Source organism: Nocardia sp. NPDC058518, assembly GCF_042719655.1.
Taxonomy (GTDB): domain Bacteria; phylum Actinomycetota; class Actinomycetes; order Mycobacteriales; family Mycobacteriaceae; genus Nocardia.
Genome location: NZ_JBHXNJ010000007.1, coordinates 1 through 8,752 on the forward strand (window position 1 = coordinate 1; position 8,752 = coordinate 8,752).

Genomic DNA, 8,752 nt, shown 5'->3' on the forward strand with positions numbered 1-8,752 from the left:
TCTCCATATAATTATTATCCCCATTTGGGTGTAGTTTATCAACATATTTTACTCTGGTGGGGGGGGGGGGGGGGGGGGGGGTGCCACACCCCCCCCCCCCCACCGCTTACCACCTAGTTCGCCAGATCGTCGATGGTGGCGGCTTCGTTCCTGGACAGGTTGATGCCCAGGTTCGCGGCCGCGCGCTCCAGATCCTCGTCCTCGCCGCCGCCCATCTCGATCGCGGCGCCGTCCGAAGACAGCACCTCGACGTTGAGGCACAGTGATTGGAGTTCCTTGAGGAGCACCTTGAACGACTCCGGAATGCCCGGCTCCGGAATGTTCTCGCCCTTGACGATCGCCTCGTAGACCTTCACGCGGCCGACCACGTCGTCGGACTTGATGGTCAGGAGTTCCTGCAGCGTGTACGCCGCGCCGTAGGCCTGCATGGCCCAGCACTCCATCTCACCGAATCGCTGACCACCGAACTGCGCCTTACCACCCAGCGGCTGCTGGGTGATCATCGAGTACGGACCGGTCGAACGGGCGTGGATCTTGTCGTCGACCAGGTGGTGCAGCTTCAGGATGTACATGTAACCGACCGCGACCGGGTACGGGAACGGCTCGCCGGAGCGACCGTCGAACAGGGTCGACTTGCCGTTCTCGTCGACCATGCGCTCGCCGTCACGGTTGGGCAGCGTCGACGCGAGCAGACCGGTCAGCTCGTCATCCTTGGCACCGTCGAAGACGGGCGTGGCGATGTTCGAGTCGGCGGGCGCGGCCAGCATCTCCTCGGGCAGCGTGGCTGCCCAATCGGGCCGAGTGCCGTCCGTGGCCACGTCGATGTTCCAGCCGGCCTTACCGATCCACCCGAGATGGGTTTCCAGGATCTGGCCGATGTTCATACGACGGGGCACACCGTGGGTGTTCAGGATGATGTCGACCGGCGTGCCGTCGGGCATGAACGGCATGTCCTCGATGGGGAGGATCTTGCCGATGACGCCCTTGTTGCCGTGGCGACCGGCGAGCTTGTCGCCGTCCTGGATCTTGCGCTTCTGGGCCACGTAGACGCGGACCAGCTCGTTCACACCGGGAGGCAGATCGTCGTCGTCCTCGCGCGAGAACACGCGGATGCCGATGACCTTGCCGGACTCACCGTGGGGCACCTTCAGCGAGGTGTCGCGAACTTCGCGAGCCTTCTCACCGAAGATCGCACGCAGCAGACGCTCTTCCGGGGTGAGCTCGGTCTCGCCCTTGGGCGTGACCTTGCCGACCAGGATGTCGCCGTCGCGAACCTCGGCACCGATGCGGATGATGCCGCGCTCGTCGAGGTCGGCGAGGACCTCATCGGAGACGTTCGGGATATCCCGGGTGATCTCCTCGGCACCGAGCTTGGTGTCGCGGGCATCGATCTCGTGCTCTTCGATGTGGATCGAGGTGAGAACGTCCTCTTCCACGAGGCGCTGCGACAGGATGATCGCGTCCTCGTAGTTGTGGCCTTCCCACGGCATGATCGCGACGAGCAAGTTCTTGCCCAGCGCCATCTCACCGTTCTCGGTGCAGGGGCCGTCCGCGAGGACCTGCCCCTTCTCCACCCGATCGCCCTCGTCCACGATCGGACGCTGGTTCGAGCAGGTGCCCTGGTTGGAGCGGTTGAACTTGCGCATCCGGTAGGACTTGCGGCTGCCGTCGTCGGCCATCACGGTGACGTAATCGGCCGAGACCTCTTCGACCACACCGGGCTTCTCGTTCACGACGACGTCACCGGCGTCGACGGCTGCGCGCAGCTCCATGCCGGTACCCACGATCGGGGACTCGGAACGGATCAGCGGCACGGCCTGACGCTGCATGTTCGCACCCATGAGGGCACGGTTGGCATCGTCGTGCTCGAGGAACGGGATCATGGCGGTCGCGACCGACACCATCTGGCGCGGCGAGATGTCCATGTAGTCGACCTGGGCCGGCGTCACGAACTCGACCTCTTCGCCCGCACGGCGGACGAGGACCTTCTCCTCGAGGAAGCGACCCTCGGCGTCGACCGGGGAGTTGGCCTGCGCGCGAACGTAGCGGTCTTCCTCGTCGGCGGTCAGGTACTTGACCTCGTCGGTGACCTTGCCGTCGACAACCTTCTGGTACGGCGTCTCGATGAAACCGAACGGGTTGACCCGCGCGTACACCGACAGCGAACCGATCAGGCCGATGTTCGGGCCTTCCGGGGTCTCGATCGGGCACATGCGGCCGTAGTGCGACGGGTGGACGTCACGAACTTCCAGACCGGCACGCTCACGGGACAGACCACCGGGGCCGAGCGCCGACAGGCGGCGCTTGTGGGTCAGACCCGACAGCGGGTTGTTCTGGTCCATGAACTGCGACAGCTGCGAAGTTCCGAAGAACTCCTTGATCGCCGCGACAACCGGACGGATGTTGATCAGGGTCTGCGGCGTGATCGCCTCGACGTCCTGAGTCGTCATCCGCTCACGAACGACACGCTCCATGCGGGACAGGCCCACGCGGATCTGGTTCTGGATGAGCTCGCCGACGGTACGCAGACGACGGTTACCGAAGTGGTCGATGTCGTCGATCTCGACGGGGACCTCTTCACCGCCGGGGGCGGTCATCGTGCGGTCACCGGCGTGCAGACGCACCAGGTACTCGATGGTGTCGACGATGTCTTCCTTGGTGAGAACCGAGGAGGTCACCGGCTCGTGCACGTGGATGCCGAGCTTCTTGTTGATCTTGTAACGACCGACGCGGGCCAGGTCGTAGCGCTTCTCCTTGAAGAACAGGTTCTCCAGCAGGGTCTGCGCGGACTCCTTGGTCGGCGGTTCGCCCGGACGCAGCTTGCGGTAGATGTCGAGCAGCGCCTCGTCCTGGCCGGGCGTGCTGTCCTTCTCCAGGGTGGACATCATGATCTCGGAGAAGCCGAAACGCTCGACGATCTCCTCGGTCGTCCAGCCAAGCGCCTTGAGCAGCACGGTGACCGGCTGACGACGCTTGCGGTCGATACGCACGCCGACGGTGTCGCGCTTGTCGACGTCGAACTCCAGCCACGCGCCGCGCGACGGGATCACGCGCACGCTGTGCAGGTCCTTCTCGGTGGTCTTGTCGATGTTGTGATCGAAGTAGACGCCCGGGGAACGGACCAGCTGCGAGACGACGACACGCTCGGTGCCGTTGATGATGAAGGTGCCCTTGTCGGTCATCATGGGGAAATCGCCCATGAACACCGTCTGGCTCTTGATCTCGCCGGTGTTGTTGTTGATGAACTCCGCGGTGACGAACAACGGCGCCGCGTAGGTCATGTCCTTCTCTTTGCACTCGTCGATGGAGGCCTTGACCTCTTCGAAGCGCGGATCAGAGAACGACAGGGACATGGACCCGGAGAAGTCCTCGATCGGCGAGAGCTCCTCGAGCACCTCCTCGAGGCCGCCTGCGAGACCGACGTCGCCGCGAGCGGCTGCCTTCTCGCGCCAGTCGGGTGTACCGACCAACCAGGCGAACGAGTCCGTTTGTAGGTCGAGAAGTCCGGGCACCTCCAAGGGCTCTCGGATCTTCGCGAACGAAACCCTCAACGGGGCTCCGGGGATACCAGCCTTGGTCTGGGTGGAGACTGCCAAGATGCGTCCTTCCAGCACCTCACGCGCGTCGCGTGGTGGTCCGCGACCGTCGCTTGTCTGCTACGAATTCCGCTGGTTACAGCCCGAACGAAACCAGAACAAGCAGCAGCGGAAGTAACACCGGAAGGGTGGAACTTTCGAGTGCGAATCAAGGTGTGGACAGGAGGCAGCCAGCGCAACGTCCAAACTTACACCCCTAGACAAGGGAGTGTCAACATACCATCCGTGTGACCGCACGCACGGGATAACGCGCCGAAGCCCTGGACGCTGGCCGCGTCGGGTTCCTTCACCGCTGCGCCCTGCTGCCGACTCCCCCGAGCCGACTGCTCACTTGGCGCTGAGCTCTCTATTCAACTGGCGCTCGGCCCCTGTCAGCTGACGCTGGGCCGAATTCTCGCTGGCGCTGATGCCCCTCAACAGCTCACGCTGCTGTGAATAGGGTGACGGTTTGCGGGCCCCTCGTCAAGTGGCGCGCGCAGGTCTGTTCGCGATGCGAGATCGCCTGGCGCGCTGGGGATCCCCCACCCGGCGCCGCGGTCATTTTACTCGCGACACGCCGTGCGCGCCACCCGGCTGACGGCCGGTCAGCAGCTGTTTTCCGCCCCGTCACGCAGATGAGCCCCCGGCCGTAGGCCGGGGCTCATCCGAGGCGTAAAAGTCGCTCAGCCGTTGATCTGGCCGTGCGGAACCGTCTTGAACGTTTCGGTGGGCTGGTCGTTGCCACCGTAGGCCGCCATCACCTGAGTGTCATCGGAGGAATCCAGCGACTCGCGGATCGCCACCTGCGCCGCGTGCGGCAGGGTGTGGATGATCTCGCGCACCCGCGCCTGGCGGCGGAAAACGGCCTGACGGGCGGGCATGCCGGGCTCGGCCTTCATCTGCGGGATGATGCCGTCGATCTCCTCGGCGCCACCGTGGTGGTGACCGGCGTCGACGAGCGCCTGCTCGCGCGCCATCTGCGCCTCGTCCTTCTCCTCCGACATACCGATCGGGCCGATCATGCGACCGTTGAGGAACTGCTTGACCACCGGCTCCTCGCTGGTGAGCAGCACCTCACGGGGGCCGAACATCACCAGGTTGCGGCGGAAGAGCATGCCGATGTTGTCCGGCACGGTACGGGCCAGGTTGATGTTGTGCGTCACGATCAGGATCGTGGCATCGATCTGCGCGTTGATGTTGAGCAGCAGCTGCGCCAGGTACGAGGTACGCACCGGGTCGAGGCCCGAGTCGGGCTCGTCGACGAGGATGATCTGCGGGTCGAGTACCAGCGCACGGGCCAGACCGGCGCGCTTGCGCATACCGCCGGAGATCTCGCCGGGCAGCTTGCCCTCGGCACCGAGCAGACCGGTGAGCTCGAGCTTCTCCATGACAACGCGACGGATCTCGGATTCCGTTTTCTTCGTGTGCTCACGAAGCGGGAACGCGATGTTGTCGTACAAATTCATCGAGCCGAACAGCGCGCCGTCCTGGAAAAGGACGCCGAACAGTTTGCGGATCTCGTAGAGCTCCTTGTTGGAGCAGGTCATGATGTCGGTGCCATCGATGAAGATGGACCCACGCTCGGGTCGCAGCAGACCGATGAGCGACTTCAGGAACACCGACTTACCCGTACCCGAAGGGCCGAGCAACGCACTGACCTCACCCGAAGGGAGCGTGATCGACACGTCCTGCCAAATTCGCTGTGAACCGAAGGATTTAGTAACACCCTCGGTCCTGACCTCGACGCCCACTGCTACCTCCATTGATCCCTGCGAGCACCCCACCCGCGTTCCCGCGCGCTCACATCACGGCGGTGCGCTACGACTCTGTGGGTCCGGTCACTGTAACCCATCAGTGAGACGGGGCACACCCCTTCATGACTGAAGAGTAACCTCACGCGGTTCCTACGACCCGGATCACTTTCGCATGTCCGGACAAATAGCAAACGGGCGGCCCGGAAAGGACCGCCCGTTCACAACAGCACTGGTTCCGAATTACTTGACGGAAACCTTGGCGCCGGCCTCTTCGAGCTTCGCCTTGGCGGCCTCGGCGGCATCCTTGGCGACCTTCTCCAGGATCGGCTTCGGGGCGCCCTCGACCAGGTCCTTGGCTTCCTTCAGGCCCAGGCCCGAGACGATCTCACGGACCACCTTGATGACCTGGATCTTCTTGTCGCCGGCACCCTCGAGGATGACGTCGAACTCGTCCTGCTCTTCGGCAGCCTCGGCCGGGGCAGCGCCACCGACGGCCGCGACGGCGACGGGGGCAGCAGCGGTGACGTCGAAGGTCTCCTCGAAGATCTTGACGAACTCAGCGAGCTCGAGCAGGGTCAGCTCCTTGAAGGCGCCAATCAGTTCTTCGGTGCTCAGCTTTGCCATGGTGGTTCCTTTCGTGGTGTACCTCGCAGCGCATACGCACCCCGAGGCGGGTAATAGATGTCTTATTCGGCGTCAGCCGCGGGTGCTTCTTCGGCAGCAGGAGCGCCTTCGGCACTCGTGCGCTTCTCGAGCAGCGCCTGGGCGAGCCGGGCGACCTGCGAAGCGGGAGCGGCGAACAGGGCGGCAGCCTGCGAAGGCTTGGCCTTGAACGCACCGGCCAGCTTGGCCAGCAGCACCTCGCGCGAGTCGAGGTCAGCGATCCGCTCGACCTCGGACACGGACAGCGCGCGGCCGTCCATGTACCCGCCCTTGATGACCAGGGACTTGTTGTCCTTGGCGAACTGCTTGAGCGCCTTGGCGGCATCGACCGGCTCACCCTGGATGAAGGTGATAGCGGTCGGGCCGACGAACAGCTCGTCGAGACCCGCCACACCGGCTTCGCCGGCAGCGATCTTGACCAGGGTGTTCTTGGCGACGGAGTACGTGGCGTCGGCGCCGAGCGCACGACGCAGCTCGGTGAGCTTGCCGACCGACAGGCCACGGTATTCCGTGACAACAGTGGCCGTGGAGTTCTTGAACTGCTCCGCGATCTCCGCGACAGCGGTGACCTTTTCAGGTTTCGCCATACTTCGCCTCCTCTCTGATGTCGGTTTCGTTGGTGCACTACCGAATCAGGGGCCGGCGACAAAACGAACGCCCCGGACGCAAGGCGTACCGGGGCGCAAAAATAACTTCGGCCTCAGCTCTCCCTGCGTGGGTCGCCGGCAATGTCGCCGGACCTTCGATCGACACCGTGAAATTTCGGCGTCAACGACCAACGGTCTTCGGTAGAACGAATGGGTGTGGTCTCCGCCGGATGTATGCACATCCCGCATGACCGTTGACCACTGTACCCGTACCTACCCCCATCTGCCAAAACGGGGCCCTCCGGTCCGATTCGGCCGAATTCGTTGTGACCCATACCACTTCAGCACGGCGATGTGGCAGTGATCCTACGAAGAAGGTGTTACGAACGGTGACAGTAATCTGGTTCACTTCATGACTATGGCAACTTCCATAGTCGCTCCACCAGTGCTGCTGGACCGGCGTTCGCAGCGGTTTCTCGCGCTCGCCGTCATCTGTCTGGCCGAATTGCTGGTGGTGCTCGACAACACCATCGTCAACGTCGCCCTCCCCTCGATCGGCGTCCAGCTACGGACCGGAGTCTCCGGCCTGCAGTGGGTCGTCGACGCCTACACCCTCACCTTCGCCGGCCTGCTGCTGGCCGCGGGCAATCTCGGTGACCGCTACGGTCGCCGCCGGATCATGACCATCGGCCTGGTCGGCATCGCGGCGATGTCGGTCGGCGGGGCACTGGCCGAATCGATGACACAGGTCATCGTCGCCAGGGCCGCGATGGGCGTCTTCGCCGCCGCGGTCTTCCCCGCCACCCTGGCCCTGATCATCAACATCTTCACCGACCGGCGCGAACGCGCACTCGCCATCGCCGCATGGACCGCGATGGCCGGGTTCGCGATCGCCATCGGCCCCATCTCGGGCGGCTGGCTGCTCGAGCATTTCAGCTGGCATTCGGTGTTCTGGATCAACGTGCCGGTGGCGCTGGTCGCGCTGGTCGCGACGCTGATCTGGGTGCCCGAATCGCGCGCCGAGCAGATCGGCAAGCTCGATCTGGTCGGCATCGGGCTCTCGATCGCGGGGATCACGCTGCTGGTGTGGTCGATCATCGAAGCGCCGCACAATGGCTGGCTCTCGCTCACCACGCTGTGCACCGCCGCGCTCGGCACGGTCCTGCTCGCGGCCTTCGTCACTTGGGAATTGCGCACTACCGCACCGATTCTCGATATGCGGCTGTTCCGGAATCGCCGATTCTCGTTGCCCGCCTTGGCTATCGCCATCGGCTACTTCGCGATGTTCGGTTTCCTGTTCCTGATCACCCAGTATTTCCAGGGCGTGCGCGAATACACCCCACTCGAATTCGGCATCGCCTCACTGCCGTTCGCCTTCTCGGTCGCGATCGGCGCACCGGTCGCGACGCTGCTGGCGCAACGGGTCGGCACCACCGCGGTACTGGTGATCGGCCTGCTCCTCATCGGCGCCGGTCTCTACCTGGGTGGACAGGTCACCGTCGACAGCAGCTACGTGATCGGCGTGCTGCCCGCGATGGTGTTGATGGCGCTGGGTCTTGGCATCGTGCAGGGACCGGCCACCGAATCGATCATGTCCTCGCTGCCACTGAACGAGGCCGGCGCGGGCTCGGCAGTCAACGACACGACTCGCGAGATCGGCGGCACCCTCGGTGTCGCGGTGCTCGGCTCGATCGTGGCCTCGTACTACACCAGCCGGATCGGCGCGCGAATCGACGCGATCCCGGCGGGCATCATGAACGACAACGAGAAGAGCCTGGTCAAAGCCAGTCCACTCAGCGTGCTGGAACTGCGTAAACGCGAGCTCACGCCGTTCCTCGAGACGCAACGCGAGAATCTGATCGTGGCCATGAAGTCCGCGACGCTGCAGGGCGCGCACGCGGCCTCGCTGGTCGCCGCCGGTGCGGTGCTGGTGTGCGCGGTGATCGTGGCCGTCTTCCTGCCGTGGAAGCCGCAGAGCGGTGAATCGGTGCTGCTCGGCTGGCGGGACAAGGCACCCGAACCACCGATCGACAAGAGCTGACCGCACGGTCCGCAACAAACGCCGCGGGGGGGGGGGCCCCCCAGGGGGCCCCCCCCCCCGGGGGCGACGAGCGGGGCCGGCCGTCCCCACACGCCCCGGGCAGGATACAAAAAAACACCGCCCCCCCCAAAA

The 8,752-nt window shown here is 64.5% G+C and carries 5 protein-coding genes; 1 reads left to right on the plus strand and 4 read right to left on the minus strand.

Features of this window, described 5'->3' with window-relative positions:
- Positions 1-113: 113 nt before the first annotated feature.
- The 4 genes from ACFWPX_RS14570 to rplJ form a co-directional block, all read right to left on the minus strand.
- Entirely contained in the window at positions 114-3,614 is a 3,501-nt protein-coding gene (locus ACFWPX_RS14570) for a DNA-directed RNA polymerase subunit beta (protein WP_378913239.1), read from the minus strand.
- A gap of 644 nt (positions 3,615-4,258) precedes the next feature.
- Positions 4,259-5,338 (minus strand): ABC transporter ATP-binding protein, encoded by a 1,080-nt coding sequence (locus ACFWPX_RS14575; protein WP_378913238.1) that lies wholly within the window; start codon positions 5,336-5,338, stop codon positions 4,259-4,261.
- A 231-nt stretch (positions 5,339-5,569) separates the two neighbouring features.
- A complete protein-coding gene (gene rplL / locus ACFWPX_RS14580) occupies positions 5,570-5,953 on the minus strand; it encodes a 50S ribosomal protein L7/L12 (protein WP_378913237.1) in 384 nt (127 codons plus the stop codon).
- 62 nt (positions 5,954-6,015) lie between these two features.
- A complete protein-coding gene (rplJ, locus tag ACFWPX_RS14585) occupies positions 6,016-6,579 on the minus strand; it encodes a 50S ribosomal protein L10 (protein ID WP_062988862.1) in 564 nt (187 codons plus the stop codon).
- 418 nt (positions 6,580-6,997) lie between these two features.
- Between rplJ and ACFWPX_RS14590 the strand changes: the two genes are divergently transcribed.
- The gene (locus ACFWPX_RS14590; RefSeq protein WP_378927827.1) at positions 6,998-8,620 is read left to right on the plus strand and encodes an MFS transporter; all 1,623 of its coding nucleotides are present in this window, start codon (positions 6,998-7,000) and stop codon (positions 8,618-8,620) included.
- Positions 8,621-8,752: the final 132 nt, after the last annotated feature.